The sequence below is a fragment of the Hydrogenobaculum sp. 3684 genome (assembly GCF_000213785.1).
Classification (GTDB): domain Bacteria; phylum Aquificota; class Aquificia; order Aquificales; family Aquificaceae; genus Hydrogenobaculum.
On the sequence record NC_015557.1, the window covers coordinates 104,972 to 130,466 of the forward strand.

The 25,495-nt window shown below is 33.9% G+C and carries 32 protein-coding genes and 1 tRNA gene; 12 read left to right on the plus strand and 21 right to left on the minus strand.

All coding sequences use genetic code 11. The features are described 5' to 3' along the window. Positions 1 to 95: 95 nt before the first annotated feature. The 5 genes from rplU to trpB are packed head-to-tail and all read left to right on the plus strand — an operon-like array spanning position 96 to position 4,512. The gene (rplU, locus tag HYD3684_RS00595) at positions 96 to 386 is read left to right on the plus strand and encodes a 50S ribosomal protein L21 (RefSeq protein WP_015418761.1); all 291 of its coding nucleotides are present in this window, start codon (positions 96 to 98) and stop codon (positions 384 to 386) included. Positions 387 to 389: 3 nt separating this feature from the next. Next, positions 390 to 653, plus strand: coding sequence for a 50S ribosomal protein L27 (gene rpmA, locus HYD3684_RS00600; protein WP_015418762.1), 264 nt, complete (start codon positions 390 to 392; stop codon positions 651 to 653). Continuing rightward, positions 646 to 1,263 carry a TetR family transcriptional regulator gene (locus HYD3684_RS00605; protein WP_015418763.1) on the plus strand — a complete coding sequence of 206 codons (618 nt, stop codon included), beginning with the start codon at positions 646 to 648 and terminating at the stop codon, positions 1,261 to 1,263. The genes rpmA and HYD3684_RS00605 overlap by 8 nt, the downstream gene beginning before the upstream one ends. Further along, entirely contained in the window at positions 1,250 to 3,298 is a 2,049-nt protein-coding gene (locus HYD3684_RS00610) for a DUF3536 domain-containing protein (protein WP_015418764.1), read from the plus strand. Before HYD3684_RS00605 ends, HYD3684_RS00610 begins: the two co-directional genes overlap by 14 nt. Before the next feature lie 14 nt (positions 3,299 to 3,312). Then, positions 3,313 to 4,512, plus strand: coding sequence for a tryptophan synthase subunit beta (gene trpB / locus HYD3684_RS00615; RefSeq protein ID WP_015418765.1), 1,200 nt, complete (start codon positions 3,313 to 3,315; stop codon positions 4,510 to 4,512). A 2-nt stretch (positions 4,513 to 4,514) separates the two neighbouring features. Here the strand turns inward: trpB and HYD3684_RS00620 are convergent, their stop codons facing one another. Then, entirely contained in the window at positions 4,515 to 4,829 is a 315-nt protein-coding gene (locus tag HYD3684_RS00620; RefSeq protein WP_012513163.1) for a hypothetical protein, read from the minus strand. Between the two features lie 181 nt (positions 4,830 to 5,010). Between HYD3684_RS00620 and HYD3684_RS00625 the strand changes: the two genes are divergently transcribed. Beyond that, on the plus strand, positions 5,011 to 5,289 hold the full coding sequence (locus tag HYD3684_RS00625) for a ubiquitin-like small modifier protein 1 (protein WP_012513164.1): 279 nt from the start codon (positions 5,011 to 5,013) through the stop codon (positions 5,287 to 5,289). Here the strand turns inward: HYD3684_RS00625 and miaA are convergent. Both miaA and tsaE read right to left on the minus strand, forming a co-directional pair. Beyond that, positions 5,258 to 6,154 (minus strand): tRNA (adenosine(37)-N6)-dimethylallyltransferase MiaA, encoded by an 897-nt coding sequence (gene miaA, locus HYD3684_RS00630; RefSeq protein WP_015418766.1) that lies wholly within the window; start codon positions 6,152 to 6,154, stop codon positions 5,258 to 5,260. The genes HYD3684_RS00625 and miaA overlap by 32 nt on opposite strands. Then, positions 6,145 to 6,546 (minus strand): tRNA (adenosine(37)-N6)-threonylcarbamoyltransferase complex ATPase subunit type 1 TsaE, encoded by a 402-nt coding sequence (gene tsaE / locus HYD3684_RS00635; RefSeq protein ID WP_015418767.1) that lies wholly within the window; start codon positions 6,544 to 6,546, stop codon positions 6,145 to 6,147. Before tsaE ends, miaA begins: the two co-directional genes overlap by 10 nt. Positions 6,547 to 6,629: 83 nt before the next feature. Here tsaE and HYD3684_RS00640 point away from each other — a divergent pair. Beyond that, positions 6,630 to 6,703 (plus strand) — tRNA-Met (locus HYD3684_RS00640). A 262-nt stretch (positions 6,704 to 6,965) separates the two neighbouring features. On the opposite strand, the gene HYD3684_RS00645 is transcribed toward HYD3684_RS00640, so the two are convergent. Genes HYD3684_RS00645 through HYD3684_RS00665 form a run of 6 tightly spaced genes read right to left on the minus strand, consistent with a single transcriptional unit; the run spans position 6,966 to position 9,611 of the window. Next, positions 6,966 to 7,166, minus strand: coding sequence for a CheR family methyltransferase (locus HYD3684_RS00645; RefSeq protein WP_041112944.1), 201 nt, complete (start codon positions 7,164 to 7,166; stop codon positions 6,966 to 6,968). Between the two features lie 41 nt (positions 7,167 to 7,207). Further along, positions 7,208 to 7,339, minus strand: coding sequence for a hypothetical protein (locus HYD3684_RS08475; protein WP_255348075.1), 132 nt, complete (start codon positions 7,337 to 7,339; stop codon positions 7,208 to 7,210). Continuing rightward, a complete protein-coding gene (gene trmD / locus HYD3684_RS00650) occupies positions 7,318 to 8,073 on the minus strand; it encodes a tRNA (guanosine(37)-N1)-methyltransferase TrmD (protein ID WP_174256044.1) in 756 nt (251 codons plus the stop codon). The genes HYD3684_RS08475 and trmD overlap by 22 nt, the downstream gene beginning before the upstream one ends. Next, positions 8,069 to 8,287, minus strand: coding sequence for an AtpZ/AtpI family protein (locus HYD3684_RS00655; RefSeq protein WP_015418769.1), 219 nt, complete (start codon positions 8,285 to 8,287; stop codon positions 8,069 to 8,071). The genes trmD and HYD3684_RS00655 overlap by 5 nt, the downstream gene beginning before the upstream one ends. Beyond that, positions 8,284 to 9,354 (minus strand): prephenate dehydratase, encoded by a 1,071-nt coding sequence (gene pheA, locus HYD3684_RS00660; protein WP_015418770.1) that lies wholly within the window; start codon positions 9,352 to 9,354, stop codon positions 8,284 to 8,286. Before pheA ends, HYD3684_RS00655 begins: the two co-directional genes overlap by 4 nt. Continuing rightward, positions 9,351 to 9,611: a hypothetical protein gene (locus tag HYD3684_RS00665; protein WP_015418771.1), complete on the minus strand. Its 261-nt coding sequence runs from the start codon at positions 9,609 to 9,611 to the stop codon at positions 9,351 to 9,353. The genes pheA and HYD3684_RS00665 overlap by 4 nt, the downstream gene beginning before the upstream one ends. A gap of 65 nt (positions 9,612 to 9,676) precedes the next feature. On the opposite strand from HYD3684_RS00665, the gene secF reads away from it, so the two are divergent. From secF to HYD3684_RS08355, 3 genes are all read left to right on the plus strand, one after another. Next, positions 9,677 to 10,558, plus strand: coding sequence for a protein translocase subunit SecF (secF, locus tag HYD3684_RS00670; protein WP_015418772.1), 882 nt, complete (start codon positions 9,677 to 9,679; stop codon positions 10,556 to 10,558). 307 nt (positions 10,559 to 10,865) lie between these two features. After that, on the plus strand, positions 10,866 to 12,152 hold the full coding sequence (locus HYD3684_RS00675) for an FAD/NAD(P)-binding oxidoreductase (protein ID WP_015418774.1): 1,287 nt from the start codon (positions 10,866 to 10,868) through the stop codon (positions 12,150 to 12,152). A gap of 51 nt (positions 12,153 to 12,203) precedes the next feature. Next, positions 12,204 to 12,362 (plus strand): hypothetical protein, encoded by a 159-nt coding sequence (locus HYD3684_RS08355; protein WP_015418775.1) that lies wholly within the window; start codon positions 12,204 to 12,206, stop codon positions 12,360 to 12,362. Positions 12,363 to 12,393: 31 nt separating this feature from the next. On the opposite strand, the gene HYD3684_RS00680 is transcribed toward HYD3684_RS08355, so the two are convergent. From HYD3684_RS00680 to murB, 12 genes are all read right to left on the minus strand, one after another. Then, positions 12,394 to 13,152 (minus strand): sulfite exporter TauE/SafE family protein, encoded by a 759-nt coding sequence (locus HYD3684_RS00680; RefSeq protein ID WP_015418776.1) that lies wholly within the window; start codon positions 13,150 to 13,152, stop codon positions 12,394 to 12,396. Positions 13,153 to 13,219: 67 nt separating this feature from the next. Next, positions 13,220 to 13,822 (minus strand): dTMP kinase, encoded by a 603-nt coding sequence (tmk, locus tag HYD3684_RS00685; protein WP_015418777.1) that lies wholly within the window; start codon positions 13,820 to 13,822, stop codon positions 13,220 to 13,222. Further along, positions 13,822 to 15,279, minus strand: coding sequence for a replicative DNA helicase (dnaB, locus tag HYD3684_RS00690; RefSeq protein ID WP_015418778.1), 1,458 nt, complete (start codon positions 15,277 to 15,279; stop codon positions 13,822 to 13,824). Before dnaB ends, tmk begins: the two co-directional genes overlap by 1 nt. A 27-nt stretch (positions 15,280 to 15,306) precedes the next feature. After that, positions 15,307 to 15,918, minus strand: coding sequence for a lysophospholipid acyltransferase family protein (locus tag HYD3684_RS00695; protein ID WP_015418779.1), 612 nt, complete (start codon positions 15,916 to 15,918; stop codon positions 15,307 to 15,309). A 48-nt stretch (positions 15,919 to 15,966) separates the two neighbouring features. Further along, on the minus strand, positions 15,967 to 17,376 hold the full coding sequence (glnA, locus tag HYD3684_RS00700; protein WP_015418780.1) for a type I glutamate--ammonia ligase: 1,410 nt from the start codon (positions 17,374 to 17,376) through the stop codon (positions 15,967 to 15,969). Positions 17,377 to 17,406: 30 nt separating this feature from the next. After that, positions 17,407 to 17,745: a P-II family nitrogen regulator gene (locus tag HYD3684_RS00705; RefSeq protein WP_012513181.1), complete on the minus strand. Its 339-nt coding sequence runs from the start codon at positions 17,743 to 17,745 to the stop codon at positions 17,407 to 17,409. 134 nt (positions 17,746 to 17,879) lie between these two features. Beyond that, positions 17,880 to 18,788: a bifunctional molybdenum cofactor biosynthesis protein MoaC/MoaB gene (moaCB, locus tag HYD3684_RS00710; RefSeq protein ID WP_015418781.1), complete on the minus strand. Its 909-nt coding sequence runs from the start codon at positions 18,786 to 18,788 to the stop codon at positions 17,880 to 17,882. Continuing rightward, positions 18,785 to 19,624, minus strand: a complete 840-nt coding sequence (locus tag HYD3684_RS00715; RefSeq protein WP_015418782.1) for an MTAP family purine nucleoside phosphorylase — start codon at positions 19,622 to 19,624, stop codon at positions 18,785 to 18,787. Before HYD3684_RS00715 ends, moaCB begins: the two co-directional genes overlap by 4 nt. Positions 19,625 to 19,657: 33 nt before the next feature. Then, positions 19,658 to 20,410, minus strand: a complete 753-nt coding sequence (locus HYD3684_RS00720; protein WP_015418783.1) for a polysaccharide deacetylase family protein — start codon at positions 20,408 to 20,410, stop codon at positions 19,658 to 19,660. A 62-nt stretch (positions 20,411 to 20,472) separates the two neighbouring features. Next, positions 20,473 to 21,297, minus strand: a complete 825-nt coding sequence (locus tag HYD3684_RS00725; protein WP_015418784.1) for a cell division septal protein — start codon at positions 21,295 to 21,297, stop codon at positions 20,473 to 20,475. Then, positions 21,290 to 22,156, minus strand: a complete 867-nt coding sequence (locus HYD3684_RS00730; protein WP_015418785.1) for a D-alanine--D-alanine ligase — start codon at positions 22,154 to 22,156, stop codon at positions 21,290 to 21,292. Before HYD3684_RS00730 ends, HYD3684_RS00725 begins: the two co-directional genes overlap by 8 nt. Further along, complete coding sequence (gene murB / locus HYD3684_RS00735) at positions 22,147 to 22,995, minus strand: UDP-N-acetylmuramate dehydrogenase (protein WP_015418786.1); 849 nt, start codon at positions 22,993 to 22,995, stop codon at positions 22,147 to 22,149. Before murB ends, HYD3684_RS00730 begins: the two co-directional genes overlap by 10 nt. 88 nt (positions 22,996 to 23,083) lie before the next feature. On the opposite strand from murB, the gene HYD3684_RS00740 reads away from it, so the two are divergent. Together HYD3684_RS00740 and HYD3684_RS00745 are read left to right on the plus strand one after the other, a co-directional pair. Beyond that, a complete protein-coding gene (locus HYD3684_RS00740; protein ID WP_237698610.1) occupies positions 23,084 to 24,106 on the plus strand; it encodes a GAF domain-containing protein in 1,023 nt (340 codons plus the stop codon). Further along, positions 24,103 to 25,464 carry a bifunctional diguanylate cyclase/phosphodiesterase gene (locus tag HYD3684_RS00745; RefSeq protein ID WP_041112945.1) on the plus strand — a complete coding sequence of 454 codons (1,362 nt, stop codon included), beginning with the start codon at positions 24,103 to 24,105 and terminating at the stop codon, positions 25,462 to 25,464. Before HYD3684_RS00740 ends, HYD3684_RS00745 begins: the two co-directional genes overlap by 4 nt. The last annotated feature ends 31 nt before the right edge of the window (positions 25,465 to 25,495 follow it).

Below are 25,495 nucleotides of genomic sequence, written 5' to 3' on the forward strand. Positions count from 1 at the left end.
CATCATAGATTTTTAGTATACTGCTAAACATCATAGATTTTTAGTATTTTACTTGTTATAATTATCAATCTTAAATTGAAGAGAGGTTAGTGCTTATGTATGCTGTTATAGAAACTGGTTCAAAACAGTACGTAGTTAAAGAGGGCGATGTTTTAAAGGTGGAAAAGCTTCCTTTTGGAGAAAACGAGGAGATAGAACTTCCAGCTTTAAGCATAGTAAAAGACGGTGCTGTTAAGTTTGGCGGTAAGGTGAAAGCAAAAGTTTTATCTACTGCTAAAGATAAGAAGGTGCTTATTTTCAAGCATCTTCCAAAGAAACATTCTAAGAAACTAAGAGGACACAGGCAGTTTTATACAAAAATCTCTATACTATCTATAGGAGAGTGAGCTATGGCATCAAAGGCAAGTGGTGGTTCAACAAGAAACGGTAGAGATAGTAATTCAAAGCGCCTTGGTGTTAAGGCTTTTGGTGGACAGTTTGTAAAAGCTGGTTCTATTATAATCCGTCAAAGAGGTACCAAGGTGCACCCAGGTAAAAACGTGGGTCTTGGATCCGACTATACTATCTTTGCTCTCAAAGACGGTATAGTAAAGTTTGAAGAGAAAGGTAAAAAGAAGTTTGTCAGCATAGAGCCGGTAGAAGCAAGTGCATAAGACAGTAGAAGAAAAGACGCCTCAAAGAGAGAGCACGAAAGACAAAATAATAGAGATAGCGGCTGAGATAATTTCTCAGGAAGGTTTAAGAGGCTTTACGGCAAAAAATATAGCCACAAGGCTCAATATAACCGACGCCGCTATATTTAAGCATTTTAAAGATATGAACGATATAGTGCAAGCGGTAGTCAAAAAGTATACAGGAGAGTGTTTAACAGCTATAAGAAGTATAGTATTTGATAGAGATTTATCGATCCAGCAAAAAATAGACAAAATAATGGATACTCATATGGACATGCTTGAGAAAAGTAAAGGTGCTATTCCAGTTCTGTGCTTTGAGATATCAAGGTCAAACATATACGATAATAGAGCTGTTGTAAGTTTTTTGGAAAACTATTTTGATCTTATAAGCATCCTTTTTCATAGAGGTATTGAGGAAGGTATTATAAAAAAAGATTTAGACATAGAAGAGGCTGCCTTCACATTTTTAGGGCTTTTACAATCAAGAGTGTTTATATGGTTTTTGAGGGGGAAAGAAGGTAGCATAGTAAAAGATAAAAAAACATTGAAGATGCTATTTGAGGAGGGGTTGTTTGATGCAAGTCCATAAGTATTTTGTAGTTCACGGACATTTTTATCAACCTATCAGGATAAGCCCATCTTTAGGTGAAATTGATTTAGAACCATCTGCCTATCCTTATGAAAACTGGAACAAAAGAATACTTAGAGAATGTTATCTTCCAAACGCTTACGCTCATATAAAAGAAGACGAATTGGTGATAGATATAGTAAATAACTACGATCATATTAGCTTTAACATAGGTTATACGCTACTTAGCTGGTTTGAAAAGCACGAGCCTTATATTCTTGATATTCTTAAGAAAAGCTCAAAAAACGCTTTAGCTTTGGCTTTTAACCATACGATACTGCCTTTGGATCCACGGTTTGATAAAGAGATACAAGTTTATTGGGGTATAAAAACCCACGAGTATTATTTTGGTGTCAAGCCAAAGGGCATGTGGCTACCAGAGTGTGCTGTAAATTATGAGACGTTAGAAGTCTTTAAGGCTTTTGGTATAGAGTATGTCATATTGGCTCCTCATCAGGTTTCCAACAAAACTTCTAAAAACTATGGTTATATAAAATTAAAAAACGGTAATATAAAAGTTTTTATATACGATGGTATTGTCTCTGCTAAACTTTCCTTTGAAGATCTTCTTACAGATGTAAAAAGACTTGTGGATGTTTTCAAGCAATCTGGGGATATTATTCCAATAGTTGCCACTGATGGGGAAACTTTTGGTCATCACAAAAAGTTTGGTGAGATGGGACTTGCTTATCTTTCAAAGCTTATACCTTTAAAAGCTCTAAACGATCTTGTGGAAGAGCTAAAAGATTTTGATTATGAATTTAAGTTGGTAGAAAATACCTCTTGGAGTTGTCCTCACGGTATAGAGCGCTGGCGAACGCATTGTGGTTGCAACTCTGGTGCTCATCCAGATTGGAATCAGTACTGGCGCGGACCTTTGAGAGAGGCTTTAGAGTTTCTAAGACAAAAAGTCAGAGAAAATTTAGAAAATATAGCTAAAAAGTTTAAAATAGATTTAAAACAACTTTTATTTGAATACGTAGATGTTATCCTTGGTGTAAAGGATACAGAAGAGTTTTTGAAAGAAAAGGGCATTGACGATGAAGAGTATAAGCTTGCTTTTGCCAAACTTCTAAACGCCTATAAATGTGTACAGTTTTCATTCTCTTCAGATGCTTGGTTTTTTGACGATGTGTCTGGAGTTGAGGTAAAACACGCTCTTGATATGGCAAAGTACGCTATATACTTGTTAAAAGACTATGAAGATATTGAGATACCTTTTATAAACATTTTGCAAAACGCCAAAGGCAATACCAAGGAAAGACCTACCGCAAAAGATGTGTATATAAAAGATGCAAAAGTGTATACCCTTGAAGATGTAGCGTCTTATTTGGCTATTATGAATCACTACGGTTATATAAAGGACGAAGGGTATTTTGTTAAATTTTATTATAAAATCTCCACTTCTGGAAATTATATATACGTATTTATAAAAGATAAAGAAACCCTTGAGCAAAATTCTTTTGAGTTTAATATAAAAGATTTAGATGTGTCTAATATGTTTGGGGCTTTTAAAAAAGATATAACGGAGTTTTTGATATACAATACAATTAAAGAGAATATAAAGCATTACGAAGAGCTTATAAAACAAATTATCTCAAATATATCACACATAGAAGTCCTTTCTCCATTTATAGAACAGCAAAAAGCTTTTATAGAGCAAATAGCGAAGAATGTTTTACTTTATATGTTAAAACAAAACTACGATATAGAAGATATTGTTTCTTTTTATATTGAGCTTGTAAATTTTGGTGTGAATTTAAAATCTGTTTATATTACAAAAGAAGCTAGTAAATATCTATATAGAAAGGCAAAAGAGTTACCAAACAACGAAGACGAATTTTTAAAGATACTCGGTTTTGTAAAACTTTATAACAAAGATGAAAAAGATTACAATCTTATGATAGGTATATGGGGTACTCAAAATGAGGTATGGGCTAAAAAAGACCTTATAAAAAATAAATCTATCTTAGATGCACTTCACATAGCTTATTGATGTAAAATATTTTTATGTATAGTCAACCGGACGAAAAAGGTTATTTTAAAGAAGGAGATATAGCTTTTGGTGGAAGGTTTTTACCTGAAACGTTGATGTATGCTCTTGAAGAGCTTGAATATTTTTATAAAAAACTCAAAGACGATGAGTCTTTTAAAAATCAACTAAATTATTACCTAAAAGATTACGCTGGAAGGCCAACTCCTCTTTATTTTGCCCAAAAACTTTCCGATCTTGCCGGTGCTAAGATATATCTTAAAAGAGAAGATTTGCTTCATACAGGAGCGCATAAGATAAACAACGCTATAGGGCAATGTCTTTTGGCTAAAAAGATGGGTAAACACCGTATTATAGCTGAGACAGGTGCAGGACAGCACGGTGTGGCTACGGCTACCGCTTGTGCGTTGCTTGGTCTTGAGTGCGTTGTTTATATGGGTGAAGAAGACGTTAGGCGTCAGAGGTTAAATGTTTTCAGAATGGAGCTTTTAGGTGCAAAGGTAGAAGTGGTGACTTCTGGTACAAAAACTTTGAAAGATGCCATCAATGAAGCGTTGAGAGATTGGGTTACAAACGTTGAAACCACTCATTATGTAGTTGGTTCTGTAGTAGGCCCACATCCTTTTCCTATGATAGTGAGAGATTTTCAAAAGGTAATAGGAGAAGAGACAAAGTCTCAAATAATAGAAAAAGAGGGAAGACTTCCTGATTTTGTCATAGCCTGTGTAGGTGGTGGTTCGAACTCCATAGGCATTTTTTACCCTTTTATTGATGATAAAGAGGTTAAGCTTATAGGTGTTGAAGCGGGTGGGCTTGGTCTTGCTAGTAAAAAACATGCGGCACCTTTATCGGACGGTGAAGTGGGAATACTTCATGGCATGAAATCTTACTTTATGCAGGATGAAGAAGGTCAAATATTGGGTACTCATTCTGTATCTGCTGGTCTTGATTATCCTGGTGTGGGTCCTGAGCATGCTTTCTTAAAAGCTACGAAAAGAGCTACATACATATATGCTACTGACGAAGAGGCGCTGGAGGGTTTTAAGCTTTTAGCAAAAACAGAAGGTATAATACCTGCTTTGGAATCTTCTCATGCTGTTATAAAGGCTATAGATATTGCCAAAGAAAACCCCGGTTCTTTAATGATAATAAACCTCTCCGGTAGAGGCGATAAGGATGTAAATCAGATATTTGATATGTTTAAAGGTGGCATTTAGCTTTATATCTTTTTCGCCAGAGTTTCTAAGAATTCCTCATAAGTTTTTGATATCTGATCTGCTTTTTCACATAGATTTTTATCCATGAGTATATCCTTTTTCATCAAAAATGGTCTTATCGTATTTTCATAGTTGTTTTTATGTTCCAAGTAATCGTATTTTATATCCTCTTTATCCATGTTTTCTATATCTATCATGTAAGATTTGTAAAGGACTTTTACAGATATAAGTAGATGCTCTAATTCCTTTGATAAATCGCCCTTATCTTTACCAGCCAAAAATATCCTGTTAAATTTTGAATAATTTAAGTTTTCCATGCTTTTAATATATTGTATAACCTTTAAAAAGGGATGATCAAAATAAGTATGCAATATTTTGCAACATGAATATGTGTAGAGATTTGCTTTACTAAGTTTTGTGCTATAATTATAACTCTAACCAGCGCTTGCCGTATAGCGCTATATAAGTGACGGTGCCTTTTGGCTTTAAGGAGAGGATATGGCTATAACCGTTAGAATACCAACACCTTTGAGAAGATTGGCCAATGGCCAAGGAGAAGTAAGCGTAGAGGCTAAAAACATAAGAGAGCTTATAGATGCCTTAGAAGCCTCTTATCCTGGTTTTAAAGAAAGGCTTGTGGATGAAAATGGAGAGCTAAGAAGGTTTGTAAACCTTTATTTAAACGATGAGGATATAAGATTTTTAAAAGGTATAGATACAGAGCTAAAAGATGGAGATACGCTTTCTATAGTTCCAGCGATTGCAGGTGGTGTTTGATATCTTCGATGGTTCTTATTGGTGTGAAGGTGGTTTTTTGAAACCATCTTCTTTGCCTTGAAGCATACTCTTTTGTGTTTTTTATTATATTTTCTATAGCCTCTTTAAGGCTTGATTTACCTTCTATATAAGGTATCATCTCTTTGTAGCCTATAGCCTGAGAAGATGTCATGGCTTCTTTGTACCCTAAACAAAGCAAATTTATACATTCTGCTTCAAGCCCTTGCTCTATCATATAGTATGTTCTTTTTTCTATGTTTTTGTTTAGCTCTTCTTGAGTAAGGTTTGTATAAAAGCCTAAAACTTTCATTTTTGGTTCATGCCATTTGTGGAATGTGGAAAAGGGTTTTCCAGTGTTTATAAACACTTCTAACGCTCTTATTATACGTTTTTTATCGTTTTTTCCTATTTTTTCTGCGTATACTTTATCTACGGTTTTAAGCTTTTCATATAAAAAATGAAGTCCTTTTTTGTTTGCTATATTTTCTAATTTCTTTCTAAGTTTAAAATCTGGTTCTGAAGTTTCAGGTAAGCCGTATAAGAGAGCTTGGATATAGAGGTATGTACCACCTACTATTATTGGTATTTTACCTTTTTCTTTTATTTGCTTGATAATGTTTTTTGTTTTTTCCACATATATATAAGTATCAAAATATTCATTTGGTAATACTACATCTATCATATGGTATTTTATCTCTTTTCTTTTTTCTAAACTTGGCTTTGCGGTGCCTATGTTCATAAATTTGTATACACACATGGAATCCGCGCTTATTATCTCTGTGTTTAAAAGCTTTGCCAACTCGTGAGCAATTTCTGTTTTACCGGATGCCGTGGGCCCACCTATTATTATGGCGTCTATAGACATAATTTAAACAGCCTTTTATTTTGACCTATATCTTTTATACTAAGTTTTTTTGTGCATTCTATTTCTTTTGGCCACTCTACAAAGGTTATAGATTCGCTTTGTTTTTCTTTTATATAATCTATAAAACTTTTTACATTTTCTACTCTGTAGAAGTCTACATGCAACACGTCAAAGTCTTTCAACTTGTATTCGTTTATTATTGAAAACGTGGGACTTGATACATCGTAAAAGTTGTAGCTTTTAAGAAAAGCTTTCACAAACGTAGTTTTTCCAGATCCAAGATCACCTTCTAAGCATACTACGTCTGATACTTTCATATAATCTTTTACAAGATTTACAAATTCATCTAAATTATCTAATGTGATAATGTCTATTATGTATTTGTTTTGCATAAGTGTTGATTATATCAGATGTACAAAGCTTTAAACATGAGCATTATCATTGAATTTAAGTTTTTAATATGATAAAATTTTATTGCGAGGTGGAGCAGCTTGGTAGCTCGTCGGGCTCATAACCCGAAGGTCGAAGGTTCAAATCCTTCCCTCGCAACTTAACTTTTGATTTTTAAACCTCTTTAATCTTTTTGTAAAAGAAAATGTTGTTTATTTTCATAGTTTCGAAAAACTGAGTATGTATACGGTTTAGCACTTCTGTCATAGATACTATAAAAAACTGCCCATTTTTATAGTGTAAGCTATATTCTTTATAGCAATTAGCTTCGAATCGTCGTTAAAATATATTAGGACATTTCTGCAAAATGCCACGTCAAATACTTCTCTATAGGTTGTAAAATCTTCTTTTCTTATGAGGTTTAACTGCTTAAATTGTATTTTTTCATTATAGAATCTTTTATTTTGAAACTATCTTCTTTTATATCTAAAAATCTATGATATTCTTGCGGTATATCTAACATTTCTCTTTTTGGATATATGCCAGTTTTTGCTTTCTCTAAGTAAGTCTCATTTATATCAAAGCCTATTATTTGATATGGTATAGCGTTGGCTTCAAACATCAGTTTGTCGTGGCAGACTTGTTGGTCGTGGCAGATTTGTCTTATAAAAACATGTTTAATTTTTTTGCTAAAAGCATCAAACGCTCATCTGGATAGTAGTTGCCAGTTAACTCATAAATTATCTTTCTCAATTCTTCAAAGAATTTGCCACTTATACTAGTTTCTTGTTCCAACCTAATATCTCCTCAAAACTTAGATTTGTTTTTATGGCTTCTAAAAATAGCTTTTCTATATTGGTTAATTTTTTTGGTATTAAATCCGGTCTTAATTTTACCGTAAGCTCTATTCGTTCCCATAGACTCCAGAGCTCTATTAGTTTGTGATTTCCGGTTTTTAATACCCATGGTATCTTATGACCTTTAAATTCTTCTGGTCTTGTATAAACTGGATAACCAAGCCATTTGTTTGAAAAAGAGTCTTGCTCTAAACTTTCTTTGTCTGACAAAACCCCTTCTAAAAGTCTTGTTATACCATCTATTATTGAAAGTGCCACCAATTCCCCGCTGCTTAGTATAAAGTCTCCTATGGATATGTCCAAATCTACTATATTGTCTACTCTTTTGTCCATTCCTTCATATCTACCACATAATATTATAATATTTTTTTTATTTTTTAAATTGTTTAATATGTGCTGGTTTATTGTTTTGCCCCATGGCTCTGGTTTTATTACAAAGGGTTTTTGAGATGTGATAGACAATACGTGCTCATAAGCAGCCACTATAGGCTCTGGTTTTAATACCATCCCTGGGAACCCACCGTAAGCGGTATCATCTACTTTTTCATAAAAATTTCTTGGGTTTACAGTATGAACACTGACAAACCCTTGTTTTATGGCTTTTGATAAGATACCAAATTTAGTATAACACTCTATTATTTCTGGAAATATGCTAACTACGAAAAAATTAATCATCTTTTAACGTTTTTTTAAAATCTTGGTAAGCGTTTTTAAAACCAGCTATTATGCCAAAAGCTAAAAATATAAACAAAAACAAAGGGGATGTGTTTTTATGGAAAAATTCAAAAGCCAACTTATCAAGCATATATCCAACGAATAAGCCTGCTATTATACCACCAAGGATGTTAAAAGCAACATTTAAAGCACTAAACTCTTTTAGGTTCATCTTGGATAAGAGCCCAAAAATTTTATCATATGGCTGTTTTTGTCAAGTTCTTCTAATGCTTCTTTTACATTTTTATCTTCGATATGTCCTTCCATATCTACATAAAATATATCATCCCAAGCCTTTTTCTTGGAAGGCCTTGACTCTATTTTAGTAAGGTTTATATTGTGCCTATAAAATATTTCAAGGGCTTTATAAAGGGCTCCTGTTTGGTTTTTAACACCCATAATGATGCTGGTTTTATCTTTTCCTGTGGGCTTTGTAAGTGTTTTACCTATTATTAAAAATCTTGTGAAGTTATTTTTTTGGTCTTGGATGTTTTTTGCCAATATGTTTAATCCGTAAACGTAAGCTGCTACTTCAGATGCTATAGCTGCCGTTCCTGGTTCTTTTTGAGCTATTTCACAGGCGTTTGCAGTGCTTTTGGCTTCTAATATTTCTGCAAAAGGAAGATGCTTTTCTAAAAATTTCCTGCTTTGCGCTAGCGCATGTTTGTGGGAATATACTTTGCTTATTTTAGCAATATCTCTTTCTAACGATAACAGAAATAGATTTATGGGTATTATGATTTCTCCTACTATAAAAAGATCCGCATCCATTAAAAGATCAATGGTATGATTTACTATCCCTTCTATGGTGTTTTCTATGGGCACTACTCCGTAATGGGCGTTTCCCGATTCTACAAGCTCAAAAACTGTAGAGATAGAATCGCAGGCAATATAATCAGAAGATAATCCAAAATGGGATATGGCTGCCTGATGGGTAAACGTTGCTTTTGGCCCAAAGTAGGCTATCTTTACAGCTCCTTCCAAAGATGATATGGCAGATATAATCTCTTTATATATTATTTCCAGTGCTTCTTTTGGAAACAAACCGTATTTTTCATTTTCTTTTATTACGTTTGATATAACTTCTTTTTCCCTTTGTAAGTTCCTAACTTGTATATTTTGCTGTTTTTTTATTTCTCCTATCTTTTTTGCAATATCAGCTCTTTTGTTTAGAAGCTCTACTATTTTTGCGTCTATTTTGTCTATCTCGCTTCTTAAATCCTCTAACTCTTTGGTCATTCTATGTCAATTTTCTTTGCTTTTTTCTTGGTCTCTTGCTTTGGTTCTGTTTTTTTCTCGAGCTTTTGGACTTGATAATCCACAACAGCCTTTAAAGCTTTCCAGAAAGCCATCTCCGATATTCTCATCTGCCTTATCACCTCTTCCCTTATCTCTTTTGGTGGCAAAAATGCACTAAAAAGCATTTTAAGGGCTTGTTCTCTTGCCATTTGGGCTTCGTCTTCAAAGCTTTCTACTTCAAGTTTTTCCTTTTCCATACTAAATATTATAAACTTTATACTTTTAGTTGGCAATATTAATTTATGATATACTAATACAAGTTATGCGGATTAAATATATACATTTTATAAAGTATAGATACTACTCTTATGTGATATCTATAATATTGATATTGCTTTCGGCTTTTAGCTTGTATAGTAGGGGCTTAAATCTTGGTCTTGATTTTACCGGCGGGACAATGATAGAAGTAAGGTTCCAAACACCTGTAAGCGTAAAGCAAGTAGATGATGCTCTTTATAAGGTAAATATCAAAGATGCGGTTGTTCAGCGTACAAACACTGGCGATATTATTGTGAAGATAAGGGTAGGTGAGAAGCCAAGCCTTGTAGAAAAAGCGTTAAATAGTATTGGTAGTTATAAGCTTTTACAAAGAGAAGATATTGGTTCTGTGGTAAGTGGAGAACTAAGAAAAAAGGCTGTATGGGCTATAATTACAGCTTTAGTAGGCATACTGATATATCTATCCTTTAGATATGAGTTTTTGTTTGCTCTTGGTGGAATATTGGCACTTGCTCACGACGTTTTTATAGTTGTAGGTGCTTATTCTTGGACTTATAAGGAAGTGAGTTTGGACGTTTTGGCTTCAATTCTTGTGGTGGCTGGTTATTCTATAACAGATACTGTGGTGGTATTTGATAGAATAAGAGAAAATCTCAAATTAAGAAAAGGTATGGACCTGTCTGAGATTATAAACTTGTCTGTTAACCAAAATATAGTAAGGACTATTATGACGTCTTCTACGGTGTTTTTATCTTCTTTGGGTCTATACCTTTTTGGTGGAAGCGTTTTATCTGATATTTCTTTTGCGTTTTTGATAGGTGTTGTGGTGGGTACTCTTTCTTCTATATTTGTGGCTTCAGCTCTTGTTCTTGATATAAAAATCTTACTTAGAAAGATCAAAAAACAAAAACCAAAATCAATATAGTCATTGTCAAATTCTTCTAATTTTATATTTTATTAAAATCTTAAAAACAAAGGAGTGGTTGTTATGGGTAAAAAATTGAATGCTCATGATAAGTTTATTTTCATCTTAACTCCCACTGTAATCATTATTGTATTTGTTATTTTTCTAATAATATTTAACTATGTATCTAAACACGGTTAAATAGTTTTTAACAATTTTATACTTTCTTTATATATAAGAAAGATTTATTTTCTTATAAGATATATTTATTTACTTATACGTATATAGTTATATTATAATTAAGTATTATCTAACTTTAGGAGGTATTATGGCAAAAAGAGTGGTTATTATAGGCGGTGGCGTAGGTGGTGTATCTACCGCTTACAATTTAAGGAAATTAGACGCTAACCTTGATATCAAAGTAGTTTCTGGAAGGCCTTATTTTGGTTTTACTCCAGCCTATCCTCATTTGGCTATAGGATGGCGTAAATTTGGTGATGTATCAACGCCTCTTCAACCAGCTTTGAAGAAAAAGAACATAGATTTTATAAATGAGGATGCTGATAAGATAGATCCAGATGCCAACAAAGTTACGTTAAAAAGTGGCAAAGTCTTAGAATACGATTATCTTGTAATAGCTACCGGTCCAAAACTTGTATATACAGAGGGCCAAGAGGAAAATGGACATTCTGTATGTACAGTGGATCACGCTTTAGAACTCAACAAAGCTTTGGAAAAGTTTTTTGAAAAACCAGGTCCAGTGGTGGTTGGTGCTAAACCAGGTACTAGCTGTTTTGGCCCAGGATATGAGTTTGCTTTTATGCTTCATTATGAAGCTAAGAAAAGAGGCTTAAGGCATAAGTTTCCAATCTATTATATAACTTCTGAGCCGTTTTTGGGTCATCTCGGTTTAGGTGGTGTTGGAACCTCAAGAAGGGTTATGGAAGACTTGATGGCCGAAAGGGATATAAGACCAACGGTAAATGTAAAAGTAAAAAAAGTTGAAAAAGATCATGTTGTTTATGAAGATTTAAACGGCAAAGAATATCAAGTAGAATCTTCTTTTACTATGCTTATGCCAAGTTTTATGGGTACAGATGTAGTAGCAAGCGCTGGTGATAAAGTAGCAAATCCGGCCAATAAGATGGTTATAGTGGATAAGTGCTTCAACAATCCAAATTATAGAAACATATACGGTGTTGGCGTAGTAGCTGCTATACCTCCAGTAGAACAAACTCCAGTGCCTACCGGTGTTCCAAAAACTGGTCAAATGATAGAGGGTATGGCTTTGGCCACCGCTTTAAACATAGTATCTGATATAAGAAACAGCTCAGAAAGGTATATGCCTACTTTGGCCGCTATATGTATAGCTGATATGGGTAACGATGCCGCTGGTTTTATAGCTTATCCGGTTATACCACCAAGAGCTTGGACCTTGCAAAAAAAGAGTAAATGGATGCACTGGGTTAAAACTAGCTTTGAAAAATATTTCTTATGGAAGGTAAAATTTGGCGATGTAGAGCCATGGTTTGAAAAGATGGGTCTTGAGGCTATGTTTAATCTTCACTTAGTAGAACCATGCGCTGATTGTAGTGGTGTGCCAGGTAAACAATAATACTTGAAAAAATTTTTTTATATGTTATTATGTTATTAAGGAGGTGAAGTTATGTATTTAGGATTTAAGCTTTCTATGTTTTTGGCAATTATATTTTATGGTTGGATTTTTGCCACCCTTTTGTATGGCATAATAAATGCTTCTCGCACAGATGAAGAAGGTGAGATTTTCCAGGGTTTTAACGACGAACCAAATATTAAGAAACAATAATGTAAGAAGCGGGTTGTAAGCCCGCTTTTTATTATATTAAATATTTTACTCCTATTAAAAATAAAAATAAAAGTGTTAGTCTCATAAAGGTTTCATTTGATATTTTCATATGCAGTTTGTTTCCTCCAAAAAGCCCTAAACCAGCAAAAGGTATAAGAGATAGGCCTATCTCAAATAGTTTTAAGTTTAAAAGCCCTACACTAAGATAGGTGAAAACCCTAAGGATGTTATCTAAAAGCGCTATCACTTGGAATGTGGCCCTAAAGGCTCTTTTTTCTATTCTCCTTAGCTGAAGGTAAGCTACCAAAGGAGGACCACCACCACCGTATAAGCTTCCTATAATACCAGCAAGCATACCTAATGGAAATGCCCAGAACTTTCTTATAATTGGTAGCTTTTCTGGTTTAAAACTAACAGCGTATATCACATAGGATATGATAAATACTCCTAAAAATCTTGTTATGTTTTGAGCATCTGTTTTTGCCAAAATAAAAGTACCTATAATAAGCCCTATTATGCTACCTGGAAAAAGCCAGGTTAACTCTTTAAACCTTATATGCGAGAAATCGTAAGCTCCTAACAGTATAGATCCAGCTAAGTCTAAAATGAGCACCACCGGTACCACTTCCTTTATAGGAAATGTAAGACTTAGAAGCGATACTGAAATAAGCCCAGAACCGAAACCTATTGTGGCTCTTACGTAAAAAGCCAAGGCTACCACAAAAGCCCCGTATACAAAATAAGACCAAAAATGTGGGTTTAATAAATTTATCATATCTATTGTATGCATAAGAAAATTTTACTATTTAAAAACTTTTTATTCTCTGATAGATATAGTATTTTTGCTTTTAATAAAATCAAAATAATAAACTATGCTGTTTTAAAATATTTGTGATTTCGTTTGTGATGGCCTCCACATTTTTTGAGGCGTCTATTGTATAAAAATTGTATTCTTTTGCAAGTTTTAAATAACCATCCCTTACCTTTTTTAAAAATTCTAAATCTTCAAATACATCTTTTTCTCTTTTAAGCCTTAGAAGAGCTATTTTTGGGTCTATGTCAAGTAGAAATACAATATTTGGTATATATATGTCGCATACGAAATCGTTTAGGGCTTTTAGAAAGTTTATATCGATACCAAAACCATAACCCTGATAAGCTATCGTTGAATATATATATCTATCCAAAAGTAGTATACCTTCAAAACCTTTGAAATGCTTTTCTATCATATGTGCTCTTGAGGCTTCTATTAGAAATGTTTGGGTTTTTGGGTCTAGTTTTTGTAATTTTAATATATCTCTAATTTTCTCTCCCATCTCTGTGGAGCCTGGTTCTCTTAATAATTTTACGTTTTTATCTTTTAAAAGCTCATAAACTATATTTATTTGTGTGGATTTTCCGCTGCCGTCTATTCCTTCAAAAACTATGATGTAGGGTTTTTGTATAACTTTATTTTCCATTAAAAATCTACGTCCAAATCTATATCTGTATCTACTATATCGCTATCTTCTGTTAAACCGTTTTCCTCTTCCTCATATTTTGAATAAAGGGATGCAGCTTTTTCTGATAGCTGGTAAAAAGATGCGAAATCGCTAATAAAAGCAAGTCTAACTATGCCAGTGGGTCCTTGTCTTTGCTTTGCTATTATGACCTCTACAATTCCCTTTTCCTCTGGCAACGGATTTTTTTTGTAATACTCTGGTCTATGTAAGAAAATAATAAGATCCGCATCTTGCTCTATTTGGCCAGACTCTCTTAAATCCGATAGCTGGGGTCTTTTGTCTGATCTATGCTCTGTTTGGCGTGAAAGCTGAGCTAGGGCTATTACAGGTATTTTTAGCTCTTTTGCCAAGGCTTTTAAATTTCTAGATACCTCAGCCACTTCTTCTTGTCTATTGCCTTTTGCTCTTATAGACCTTATAAGCTGAAGATAGTCTATTGCTATTATTTTGACGCCTTTTTCTCTAACTAGTTTTCTGGCTTTTATGCGAAGATCCGATATTGTAATGGCTGGGGAGTCGTCTATGTAGATTCTTAATTTTGACAGCTCTTCTTTTGTATCGTTTAAAAGTTTTATCTCTTCGTCTGTTACCATCCCAGTCCTAAGTCTTTGCATATCTATTTTACTTGCTGAAGATAAAAGCCTCATAATAAGCTGCTCTTTGCTCATCTCCAGAGAAAATATCCCAACAGCTATATCTTTTTTAGCCATGTTGTGCATCATTGAAAGCATAAAGGAAGATTTTCCCATTCCAGGTCTTGCCGCTATTATTACAAGATCAGATTCGTGAAAACCTGTGGTAAGCTTGTCTAAATCAATAAAACCAGTAGGCACACCGGTAACAAGCTCTTTTTTGTGGGCAAATTTTTCTATTATGCTTATAACATCTTCCAATATATCTTTTAGCTCAAAGTATCCAACGTTTACATTGTCAGAGGCTATGTTTATAAGTTCGCTTTGTATGGTTTCTATAAGGATGCTTGAATCTTGGGTTTGTTTTGTTTCCCTTATTATCTTGATGCCCAAATTTATTATTGCTCTTTGAATAGCTTTTTCTTTTATAATTTTTATTACACTTTGTAAAATCTCTATATCTGTAACAGCTTCTAAAACGAGCGCTTCTAAAAAGTCTTCCGTTATATCTATTATTTTCTTTTTTTCTATAAAATCTTTTAACAAAACTCTGTCTATGGTGTTTAGGTTTGCATTTTCAAAATAGTATTCTAATAAAATCTTAAAAAGGGTTTTATGTATCGGCTCAAAGAAATCATCCTCTTTTAGTACCTCTGCTACTATTGGTATGTTTTCTATATCGTATAGCATAGCACCAAGTACGGATCTTTCAGCAGCTTCGTCTCTTGGTAAATCAATATCAAAGAAGCTATTTTTGTTTAGTAATTCGTCTGTGTTGTTCATTTTTATATTTTATTTTTAAAATTATGTTTAAGTATTTTCTTTTAATTCAAGTCCTATCATCTTTTCTTCTAGCAATTTTGTATATTCTTCTAAATCCGCATTTTCTTCTATGTATATTTCCTCTGTAGTCCTTAGCTTTATGCTTGAAAAAGGCATTGGTATTTGAAATCTGTCCCAGGAGTTGAGGCTTATGTAGTTTGATATGTTTGCGTATATACCGACTATTGGTCTTTTTGTTTTTTGAGCAAGATAAACAATGCCTTGTTTTACTTTTTTGGGTGGGCCAGTGGGTCCATCTACAGTTATGGCTATATTATAACCTTGTTCTAAAATTTTTTTTATCTGAATAAGAGCTTTAGCTCCTCCTTTGTCTTTGTTGTCTTTGTTGCTGGAGCCTCTTACTACTCCAAAACCGAGACCTTGCAGTAAGATAGTGGCTATATCACCGTCTTTGTTTTGGCTTGCCATGCTGTAAATGTTTTTGTCTATGCCATACATAGCTACAGCTAAAGCCTGAGAGTGCCATAATGCGTATATAACAGCTCTGTCTTTTGAATCGTCTCTGTCGCAGGTTATTTTTATGGTTTTTCTTAAAAGCCTTATACCGTATGGCAAAAGCTTTATGAGGCTATCTTTCATTAAAATTTAAATTTGGAAAGGGGCTTGAAAGCCCCTATTCTTAGCATATTAGATATCAAAGTATAGTTCAAATTCAAGCGGGTGTGGAGTAAATCTCATCTTGTTTATTTCCTCTTTCTTTGATTCAATCCACATTTGGATAAACTCTTCTGTAAATACTCCACCTTTTAGTAAAAATTCATAATCTTCTTCTAGAGCTTTTAGAGATTCTTCTAATGAGCCTGGAAGCTGTGGTATATTTTGAAGTTCTTCTGGTGGCAATGAATATATGTCTTTGTCAAAAGGTTCACCTGGGTTTAGCTTGTTTTCTATACCATCAATTGCTGCCATCAATATCGCTGCAAAAGCAAGATATGGGTTTGTGGTAGGGTCTGGGAACCTTATTTCTATACGTTTTGTCTTTGGATTTTGAGAATACATAGGTATTCTTATGGAAGCAGATCTGTTTCTGGCAGAGTAAGCAAGTCTTACGGGAGCTTCAAAACCTGGTACTAACCTGTGGTAAGAGTTTATAGTAGGGTTTGTAATAGCTGCTAAGGCTGGACCATGTTTTAGTATACCGCCTATTGCATATTTACATATTTCTGATATACCTGCATAGTCAGAACCAGCAAATAGGTTTTGACCGCCCTTCCATATTGAGAAGTGTGTGTGCATACCACTACCGTTGTCGTTTGGTAAGACTTTTGGCATGAATGTAGCAAATTTGCCATACTTAGCTGCTACTTGTCTTACTGTATACTTATATTTAAAAAGATTATCCGCTTGTTTTACCAAGGAGTTATACCTTATATCTATTTCGGCTTGACCAGCTGTAGCCACTTCGTGGTGGTGTAATTCTACTGTGATACCCATGTACTTGCTCATTATGGTTACCATTTCTGCTCTTAAGTCGTGAGTTTTGTCTAGTGGAGGTGCTGGGAAGTATCCTCTCTTGTTTGGTATTTTATAACCAGATGAAGTAAATTCTCTATTCCACCATCCTTCTTCTGAGTCTACTCTCCAGAAAGATGAGTTCCCAGTGTTGCCAAACTCTACAGAATCAAATATGAAAAATTCAGCTTCAGGACCAAAATAAGCTACATCGCCTATGCCTGTTTGTTTGAGATATTGTTCTGCTTTTTGAGCTATGTATCTTGTATCTCTTCCATATCTTTCCCTTGTAATGGGGTCGTAGATATCACATATCATCACAATGGTATTTTCCATGAAAGGATCTATGAAGCATGTTTCTGGATCTGGAAAAGCTAGCATATCTGACTCATTTATAGATTGCCAGCCTCTTATAGAAGAACCGTCAAAGCCTCTTCCGTTTTCGAACGTATCCATAGATAATTCATAGGCTGGTATGGTAAGGTGCTGCCATTGGCCAAACGGATCTGAAAATCTCAGATCCACATACTCGATGCCTTCGTTCTTGACTAGGTCCAAGACCTCTTGAGCTTTTGCTTGATTCATATTAAACCTCCTTAATAAAAATTTAGCTTTTTAAATAGCAGATTCTCCTCTTTCTCCTGTCCTTATACGTATTACATCCTCTACCGGTAGGATGAATATCTTACCGTCGCCTACTCTTCCAGTTTGAGCTGATTTCATAATAGTGTTTACCACTTTTTCAACTTCTTCATCTTTTACCACTATTTCAATTTTTATTTTTGGTAAGAAATCTATCACGTACTCTGTGCCTCTATATACTTCTGTATGCCCTTTTTGCTGTCCAAAACCTCTTATCTCTATAACTGTCATACCACCTATGCCGATTTCCGTTAAAGCATCTTTCACTTCGTCCAATTTAAAAGGCTTTATAATAGCCTCTATCTTTTTCATAAGTACCTCCTATCAAATATAATGCCAATAAACTTTTTCTTGTAAAATAACATTTCTTGAAAAATCACTGGTATTATTTGTTAACAAAATTGTTAACATGTTAACATATGTCAACATTGTATTTTTATACTTTTTCAATGTCCTTCACCTCTTGCCATTTTAAGAGCATGTTTAATTAGCCCACCTATCATGCTAAGGTTGTCTTTTACGCCGCCGCTACTTCCAGGTAGGTTTATCACTATGCAGTTTTCGTTTATGATACCACAAACAGCCCTAGACATTACGCTTTTTGGCACTTTTCTATAACCATAAACTCTCATTATCTCTTCAAAACCTATCATCTCTTTTATTATAACTTCTTTAGTGGCTTCCGGTGCTATATCTCTTTTTGAAAAACCAGTGGAACCACTCGTTATAATAATGTTTGCAGTGTTTTGTAGGCTTTTAAGACGATCTATCAATATGTCTTTATCATCTGGTATGACCTCGTAATGAACTACTTCCGCCTTTAGATTTTCTAACATTTCTATAGCTATTTTGCCACTTTTATCTTCGTATTCTCCTTTGGAAGCTCTATCGCTTAAGACTATGACCGCCGCTTTTTCTCCAGATAAATCTTCAAAATAATCAGACTTTCCACCTTTTTTAGATAAAAGCTTTATTTCTTTTATCACCATATTTTTATCTATACCTTTACACATATCATATATGTTTAAAAGCATTGTATTTACAGCGTTTAGTGCTTCCATTTCGTAGCCGGTTCTAGCTATTCCTCTTACTGTAGCAAACACTTCTATGCCGTTTTCTTTTATGTTTACCTCACCTTCTACAAAGTCAATGCTTATAGGATGACAAAATGGAAGTATTTGTTGAGTAGCTTTTGCACCATATAAAGCGCACAATTTTGTGGCTTCTGTGAGATTGCCTTTTGGTAATTGATTTGATTTAATCTTTTCTATGGTTTCCTTACTAAGCTCTATAAAGCCATAGGCTTTTGCCTCTCTTAGGGTTTCTATCTTATCGCTTACATCTATTGTTTTCATACATCTGCTCCTTCTAATACGCTTTCACATTGGCATACAAATTGTTTTTGGGCTTTTGTTATGAAAAGCGTTAAAAACTTTTTAATCTCCTCGTCTTTTTGTTTCATCATATCTATCACTTCTTTCGAGGTAAGTTTATTGCCTTCTATGCCAGCGGCAGGATTTGTTATTATGCTTATATGAAGTATATGCATGCCTGTTTCCCTTGCTAAAAAGACCTCTGGACACGCTGTCATGCCTACCATATCTGCCCCTAAATGCTTTAGCATCTCTATCTCTTTTTTAGTTTCAAACCTTGGACCTTCGGTACAAGCGTATACACCCTTTACATAGAAATGTAAATTCAATTCTCTTAGTGTTTCGTTTGCTATTCCTATCATCTCTTCGCAAAAGATGTTTGACATGTCTGTATGTACTACTTTTTTAGCTTTTAAAAGCCTATAAAAAGGTGTATCTTCTTCATCTATGTCTTTGGAAAACACCCCTTCGAAAAACGTTGATACTCTTGATTTGGTAAAGTCTAAAACATCGGATGTTATAACAATATCACCGCTTTTAAAAAGTGTGTTTATACCACCTGTAGCCCCTATGCTTATTAGTTTTCTAACACCTATTTTATATAAAGCGTATATGTTTGCTCTATAGTTTACAAGATGAGGTGGTATGGAATGGTCTATGTCGTGCCTTGATAAGAAGGCAACGCCATTTTTTAAAAATATTTTGGAAGATGGTTTACCAAAAGGAGTATCTATATCTAGTTCTTCAACATCATCAAATATTTTATATAAACCACTTCCACCTATTATTCCAAGAAAAGCATTGTTTTCGTGGTGCATAAAAATATAATATCACACCACGAAAAGTTTTGTTTAAGCTTCTAACTCTGATAATCTCTTTATTTCATAACCTCGTTTCAAAGAATACTCTATAACATCTTTTAGTGTAAGATCGTCTGGATATTTAAAGTGCATTAAGACTTTTGTTTTTGTTGGCCTGCCAAGTTTCATAGATAGCTCTTCCATATGTTCCATATAAATTTTGAATTTATCTAAAGGTTGTATGGGGTTTTTATAAACACCAAAATGAGGTCTATGATAAAAAGACAAATCCAAATCCCACCAAGCTATATCCCAACCATGGGCTTTTATAAGGGATTCGATATATTTTTTGTTTATATAATTGCCAACGTCTCCGTATGGATATCTAAAATGCTTTATGTTGTTAAAATTTTCGTTTCCAAGCTTGTCTATAAACGTTTTTTCATATAGGCTAAAGTCTTCGTCTATTTTAGATATAGTTTCCTTTGAGAAGAAGTTATGATAGTAGGTGTGGCATCCTAATTCATGCCCGTTTTCTATGGCATTTATCCATGGTTTCGGGTCTTCTTCTATAACTCTTCCTATGATAAAAAAGTTTGCCGGCACCTGATAATAATTTACTATGTTTACTATTTTTTCTCTATCAAACCACCCGTCGTCTATAGTTAAAGCTATTTGTGGCTTTATATTGGTAGATTTTGTTTGTTCTTTTGTGGCGTTTTTCAATGTGCTTCCAAAAGCACTACCAATGCCTAAGCCTATTCCACCTACAAGAATGTTTTTTAAAAATTCTCTTCTTTCCATATTTCTACTCTAAAATATTATATATAAGAATTATGAAAGAAACATAAAATTTATGTGAGCATTCAAAGGTTGTTTGGGGTTGCGGTAGTTTTTGTAGGGTTTAAAGATTTTTGGTTGTTTTCTTTTTCTCTTATTGTTATAAACTTGTTGTAGCGCAAATCCACTATTTTGTTTGCGAGATAACTAGGGCCGTAGTTTAATATTATTTTTAGCCTCTCTAAAAGTTGCTTTTTATCGTATTTATTTGAAAGTGGTAGTATAATCTCCCCGTTTATATCTTTTATATCTACAAAAATACCGCTGTTGGTAATAAATATATTTTTGTCTTTAAATTGTTTTAAATAATTTGCTATAGGCTTTAGCCACAGTTTAACTTCTTTCTGGGTTTTTTCTATATCTGGTGTATATATAATGGTTAGGCCTTTGGTGTTGAAGTATCTTTTATCAAACAAATTACCTTTGTCATCCATGAGATAGCTTTTGTTTTGGTTTACCACAACGGCAATGGGTTTTCTTTCTTTTATATAAACATCTACCACTACATCGTTATTTAATATACCCTTCAAATCTTTTTTTATAGCCACTGAAGCTACAGCGTTGCCGGTGGCTTTTTCTAATTTATCTTTGATGCCAGATGCATTTATAAAAAGCCAGTTTCTTTTGTAAGCTCCTATGGCATCTGCCACTACCTTCGGCGGTATATTTTGATCTCCGTAAACATTTACGGCTTTTGCTTTAAAAAAGCTTATGCTGTCTATAAGAAAAGGTGCAAAGAAACTAAAAAGCCCAAAAAGTATAAGCCATACAAAAGGTAAAACTTGCTTAACAGTGTTCCATTTTGAAGATTTCCCCTTTTGTTTTCCTCGATGATAATATAAGTTAGCCATTTACAAGCATCTCCACCATCTTGTCAAAAGATATGCCGGCTTTCTTAAGGGCCATAGGCAAAAGGCTAAGTTCTGTAAGACCAGGTATAGTATTTATTTCAAGGGTGTATACATCTTCACCTTTTACCCTAAAATCTATCCTTGCCATATCTTTTAACTCAAATATATCCACTAACTTTGAAGCGATCTCTTTTAGCTTTTTAGCGATGCTTTCGTCTTCCACAAAGATATATTCTGACATACCTTTTGTATATTTGCTTTCAAAATCGTATATACCTTTTTTTGGTATTATCTCTATAGGTTCTAAAATAAACCCTTTGAAGTATCCCACCGTCATATCTTTGCCCTCTATAAACTCCTCTACAATAAGCTTATCGTCTATTTTGAATATATTTTGAGCAGCTTCTTTAAGGGATTTGTCATTTTCTACTTTGAAAAGCCCAAAACTAGAACCAGCAGAAGCTGGTTTTGCAATACAGGGAAATATGCTCCAATCTATAGCATCTTTTGGTTTGTAAGCTTTCCATTTTGGGGTTTTGATATTGTTTTGCTCAAATATCTGTTTTGAAAAATCTTTATCCATACATATGGCGCTTGTTTTCGTGGTTGAGCCTATGTAAGGTATACCTAATATATCAAGAAGCCCTTGAACTCTGCCGTCTTCTCCATATGCCCCATGGGCTATTATAAAAACTTTTTCTGGATTTATCTGTTTTAATTTCAAACATAAATCTTTGTCTATTTCTAAAACATCTACGTCGTAGCCAAGCCTTTTAAGGGACTCTTCTACCGCTTTAGCACCTTTTAGGGCAATCTCTTTCTCAAGCGAATCTCCGCCAGTTATAACCGCTATGCGCATATCAGTTTTATTTCCTCTTCTAATATTATATTAAAAGCTTTGTAAACTTGCTCTTTTGCTATACTTAATATATCGATAACATTTTGAAAAGATGCGTTTTGATAGTTTATTAAAAAGTTTGCATGCTTTTGGGAAAAACCTATATCTTTTATTCTATATCCTTTTAAACCAACCGCTTCTAAAAGCTTACCGGCAAAGTTGCCTTTCGGATTTTTAAACGTAGAACCAGAAGTGGGCATATTTAGAGGCTGGGCTTCTATTCTTTTTTGGTTTATAGTTTGTGCTAAAGGTTTTATATCTTGATGACTTTTTCTAAACAAAAACTCTCCGTACAACACCGGCTTGTTTTCAAACTCTGTTTTTCTATAAGTATAAAATATTTCTTCTTTTGGTTTGTAAATTATTTCCTCTTCATCTATAAACCATACACCTTTTATAAAGTCAAAAATCTCTACACCATAAGCTCCTGCATTCATGGCTATTGCCCCGCCAATGCTTGCTGGAAAACCTATCAACTTGTAAAACTCTTCTACGTTGTTTTCTATAGATAGTTTTATTAAGTCTTTCAAAGGTACTCCTGCAGAGGCTTTTACCAAAATACCTTCTTTTGTTTCTTGGATTTTAACATCGTAAAAATATTTTGTATTTATTAATACGCCGTTGAAATCTCCAAATATGGTGTTTGAGCCTTTTCCAAGTATGCAGAGTTTGTCGTTTTTGTATTTTTTGTATATATCTAAAAATTCTTTTTCGTTTTCTGGAAAAAACATATACGAACCTACTCCGCCTATTTTTATCGTTGTGAAGTCTTTTAAGTCCGCATTTTTGTTTATTATCATCAGTTTATTTTATCATAACGTATATAAATTTGCTATAATACATATAAAAATAACTTTACGTGGAATGATGGAAAATAAAATTGTAAAGTTGTATAGGTTGATGAGGGCTATAAACCAGGAGATTGTTAGAAGCGTAAATGCTTCAACACCTTACGATGAAGCTTCATTTTTTGAGCATCTTTGCGATATAGTAGTAGAGCATTTTGTAAAGTTTGCTTTCATAGGTTTTTATATAAAAAGCATAAATAAAATAGTACCAGCTTATTATCCCAAAAAATCACTTGATAATATGTACTTAGATTATCTTAAATTTTTGGAAATTCCTCTTGATGAGTCAGATATAAGGTCAAAAGGGCCTGCCGCCACATGTTTTAAAACAAATAGCGTTGTCATAATAGAGGATATAGAAAAAGATCCAAGAATGATACCTTGGAAAGAGGAAGCTTTAAAAAGAGGATTTCGCTCAAGCGCTACTTTGCCTGTAAGAAAAAACGGTGATATCATAGGTGTGTTTGGGATGTATGCGGACGAGATAAACTTTTTTCAAGAGGAAGAAAGGAGCTTGTTAGAGGAATTAGCTCTTGATATAGGGATGACTCTTAACGCTATAAAGACACGTTGGCTTTTTCAGGCTGTAGAATCTGGGCTTTCTTCTTACATGGACTTATTTATCATGACAGACAACGACGGTAAGATATTGTATGTGGGCGATAAAACGTTGAAAGTTTTTGGATACGACAAGGGTGAGCTTTTAGGTAAAAAAGTTGATATTTTATTTAGTTATTTATTTAATTATAAAGATTTATTAGAGGCTATATCCCAGGCTAAAGAGTATAGTAGTATAGTGCTTTTCAAAACAAAACAAAACAAAAATGTTTATGTAGATCTGGCTGTTGTACCGATAGCCAACGAGAATTTTATATTTATAGGCAAAGATGTATCAAAAGAGAAGAGCTTAGAAGAGCAAATGCATTTTCTTTTAAATCAAGACCCTGTTACCGGTTTATTCTCTTACTCATTTTTGATAGCAGAACTTGATATGCATGTGAGAAGAGCATTGGAAATGAGTGAATGGGGGGGGGTGAGCCGTCGGCCGTGGTTCCCGAGATGAATGCTATAAACACTGGTAAAGCTAATTACAATAGGCTTGGGGCTTTCATACTGGCGGATATCTATAGATTTACTTATATCAACGACGTATATGGTTTTGATATAGGCGATGAGCTTTTGAAAGCTGTTGGCAGGAGGCTAAGAGATATATTTAGGCCAACAGATATAATAGGTAGGGTTAGTTCTGATACCTTTGGTATAATTTTGACAGATTTAAAGGACAAGGAAGATGTAATAATACTTTTGGATAGATTAAGAAAAGCTTTTGAGCAACCTTTCAACATAAATGGCAATGTTATAAGTGTAGCTATGCAAATGGGTATAGCTATTTTCCCAGATAATGGAAAGTCTGCCAAAGAGGTGTATAAAAATGCTGATATATCTTTAGCTAAAGCTAAAAAAAATACAGAGTGGAGTTATGTATTTTTCAGCGACGATTTAAACTCAAAAGCTTCCCAGTTTTTACTTTACAAAACACACCTTGAGAAAGCTTTTGAGAAAGGAGAGTTTGTAATATATTATCAGCCTTACTTTGATATCAACACTCTTTGTATTGCTGGCTTTGAAGCGCTTACAAGGTGGAAATCCGAAGAACTCGGCTTTATCTCGCCCATTCATTTCATACCTATACTTGAAGAGTCTGGTCTTATATCAAAATTAGAAACTTGGCTTATAAATCAAGCGTGTAAAGACTTGGAGTATCTGAATAGCATAAAGCTTTTTGCAAATATGCCAATACCAATATCTATCAATATATCACCTATTTCTTTTAAAAATGAAGATGTATATGAAAAAATTGTAAATATTACCTCAAGATACAAGAAGACAGATAGAGCGGCATCGACGCATTTCGAGTCTGAGGAACATGCACAGTCACTCAATAGCTCTGAGAACGGCTTACAAGTATACCACGGCTTACAGCACACTTTATTTGGCTGTATAAACATAGAAATTACCGAGAGTTTATTTTTAGAAAATTTCGACAAAGCCATATCTACGCTTGAAAAGCTTAGGAGCTCTGGTTTTAAGATATCTATTGATGATTTTGGAACTGGTTATAGTTCTTTTTCCTATCTTAAAGATTTACCAATAGATTATCTTAAAATAGACATATCTTTTGTAAGGCATATATTAAACGATAAAAAATCAAGATCTATCACGAAAACTATAATAGAACTAGCCCACAACCTTGAGATGAAGACCATAGCAGAAGGTGTAGAAACAAAAGAACAGTTTGAGTTGCTAAAGTCTTTAGGGTGCGATATTGTTCAAGGTTTTTGGTTGGCAAAACCAATGCCGATAAGTGAGTTAGTAGATTTTATTGAAAGTTGGGAGCATGAAAAAATAAATTATTATTGATAAAGTTTTAGGTTTTTGATATAATATATAA

What these genes read in the sequence shown, in the direction of transcription:
- rplU (WP_015418761.1), top strand. Translation starts at nt 96, where the DNA reads ATGTATGCTGTTATAGAAACTGGTTCAAAACAGTACGTAGTTAAAGAG.
- rpmA (WP_015418762.1), top strand. Translation starts at nt 390, where the DNA reads ATGGCATCAAAGGCAAGTGGTGGTTCAACAAGAAACGGTAGAGATAGT.
- HYD3684_RS00610 (WP_015418764.1), top strand. Translation starts at nt 1,250, where the DNA reads ATGCAAGTCCATAAGTATTTTGTAGTTCACGGACATTTTTATCAACCT.
- trpB (WP_015418765.1), top strand. Translation starts at nt 3,313, where the DNA reads ATGTATAGTCAACCGGACGAAAAAGGTTATTTTAAAGAAGGAGATATA.
- HYD3684_RS00620 (WP_012513163.1), bottom strand. Translation starts at nt 4,829, where the DNA reads ATGGAAAACTTAAATTATTCAAAATTTAACAGGATATTTTTGGCTGGT.
- HYD3684_RS00625 (WP_012513164.1), top strand. Translation starts at nt 5,011, where the DNA reads ATGGCTATAACCGTTAGAATACCAACACCTTTGAGAAGATTGGCCAAT.
- miaA (WP_015418766.1), bottom strand. Translation starts at nt 6,154, where the DNA reads ATGTCTATAGACGCCATAATAATAGGTGGGCCCACGGCATCCGGTAAA.
- tsaE (WP_015418767.1), bottom strand. Translation starts at nt 6,546, where the DNA reads ATGCAAAACAAATACATAATAGACATTATCACATTAGATAATTTAGAT.
- HYD3684_RS00645 (WP_041112944.1), bottom strand. Translation starts at nt 7,166, where the DNA reads ATGTTTGAAGCCAACGCTATACCATATCAAATAATAGGCTTTGATATA.
- HYD3684_RS00655 (WP_015418769.1), bottom strand. Translation starts at nt 8,287, where the DNA reads ATGAACCTAAAAGAGTTTAGTGCTTTAAATGTTGCTTTTAACATCCTT.
- pheA (WP_015418770.1), bottom strand. Translation starts at nt 9,354, where the DNA reads ATGACCAAAGAGTTAGAGGATTTAAGAAGCGAGATAGACAAAATAGAC.
- HYD3684_RS00665 (WP_015418771.1), bottom strand. Translation starts at nt 9,611, where the DNA reads ATGGAAAAGGAAAAACTTGAAGTAGAAAGCTTTGAAGACGAAGCCCAA.
- secF (WP_015418772.1), top strand. Translation starts at nt 9,677, where the DNA reads ATGCGGATTAAATATATACATTTTATAAAGTATAGATACTACTCTTAT.
- HYD3684_RS00675 (WP_015418774.1), top strand. Translation starts at nt 10,866, where the DNA reads ATGGCAAAAAGAGTGGTTATTATAGGCGGTGGCGTAGGTGGTGTATCT.
- HYD3684_RS08355 (WP_015418775.1), top strand. Translation starts at nt 12,204, where the DNA reads ATGTATTTAGGATTTAAGCTTTCTATGTTTTTGGCAATTATATTTTAT.
- HYD3684_RS00680 (WP_015418776.1), bottom strand. Translation starts at nt 13,152, where the DNA reads ATGCATACAATAGATATGATAAATTTATTAAACCCACATTTTTGGTCT.
- tmk (WP_015418777.1), bottom strand. Translation starts at nt 13,822, where the DNA reads ATGGAAAATAAAGTTATACAAAAACCCTACATCATAGTTTTTGAAGGA.
- dnaB (WP_015418778.1), bottom strand. Translation starts at nt 15,279, where the DNA reads ATGAACAACACAGACGAATTACTAAACAAAAATAGCTTCTTTGATATT.
- HYD3684_RS00695 (WP_015418779.1), bottom strand. Translation starts at nt 15,918, where the DNA reads ATGAAAGATAGCCTCATAAAGCTTTTGCCATACGGTATAAGGCTTTTA.
- glnA (WP_015418780.1), bottom strand. Translation starts at nt 17,376, where the DNA reads ATGAATCAAGCAAAAGCTCAAGAGGTCTTGGACCTAGTCAAGAACGAA.
- HYD3684_RS00705 (WP_012513181.1), bottom strand. Translation starts at nt 17,745, where the DNA reads ATGAAAAAGATAGAGGCTATTATAAAGCCTTTTAAATTGGACGAAGTG.
- moaCB (WP_015418781.1), bottom strand. Translation starts at nt 18,788, where the DNA reads ATGAAAACAATAGATGTAAGCGATAAGATAGAAACCCTAAGAGAGGCA.
- HYD3684_RS00715 (WP_015418782.1), bottom strand. Translation starts at nt 19,624, where the DNA reads ATGCACCACGAAAACAATGCTTTTCTTGGAATAATAGGTGGAAGTGGT.
- HYD3684_RS00720 (WP_015418783.1), bottom strand. Translation starts at nt 20,410, where the DNA reads ATGGAAAGAAGAGAATTTTTAAAAAACATTCTTGTAGGTGGAATAGGC.
- HYD3684_RS00725 (WP_015418784.1), bottom strand. Translation starts at nt 21,297, where the DNA reads ATGGCTAACTTATATTATCATCGAGGAAAACAAAAGGGGAAATCTTCA.
- HYD3684_RS00730 (WP_015418785.1), bottom strand. Translation starts at nt 22,156, where the DNA reads ATGCGCATAGCGGTTATAACTGGCGGAGATTCGCTTGAGAAAGAGATT.
- murB (WP_015418786.1), bottom strand. Translation starts at nt 22,995, where the DNA reads ATGATAATAAACAAAAATGCGGACTTAAAAGACTTCACAACGATAAAA.
- HYD3684_RS00745 (WP_041112945.1), top strand. Translation starts at nt 24,103, where the DNA reads ATGAATGCTATAAACACTGGTAAAGCTAATTACAATAGGCTTGGGGCT.